Source organism: Stenotrophomonas sp. GbtcB23, assembly GCF_019091045.1.
Classification (GTDB): Bacteria; Pseudomonadota; Gammaproteobacteria; order Xanthomonadales; family Xanthomonadaceae; genus Stenotrophomonas; species Stenotrophomonas rhizophila_A.
This window is the reverse complement of the sequence record NZ_JAGXKC010000757.1, coordinates 1-231: the sequence shown is the minus strand read 5'-3', so window position 1 is coordinate 231 and position 231 is coordinate 1. Positions and strand designations below refer to the sequence as shown.

The following is a 231-nucleotide window of genomic DNA, read 5'->3' as shown; positions in this document are numbered from 1 at the left end:
GGACCAGGCCCAGGCCACGCTGGGCGAACGCCGCGCCACGCTGGACCACCAGCGGCGCGAGATCGCCCGCGACCGCAGCCTGCAGGACCTGGTGGCCGCCGAGGCCGCCGAAGTGCGCCGCGCCAAGCTGCAGGCCGCGCAGGCGTCCACCGCCACCGCCCAGGCCGCGGTGGACCTGGCCAAGCTCAACCTGGCCCGCAACGAGGTGCGCAGCCCCAGCCACGGCCACGT

1 pseudogene is annotated in these 231 nt (G+C 77.1%); it reads left to right on the top strand.

Going from position 1 to position 231, the window contains the following annotated elements:
* Positions 1-231 (top strand): annotated as a pseudogene (locus tag KVS69_RS20835) (efflux transporter periplasmic adaptor subunit); the annotation flags it as partial.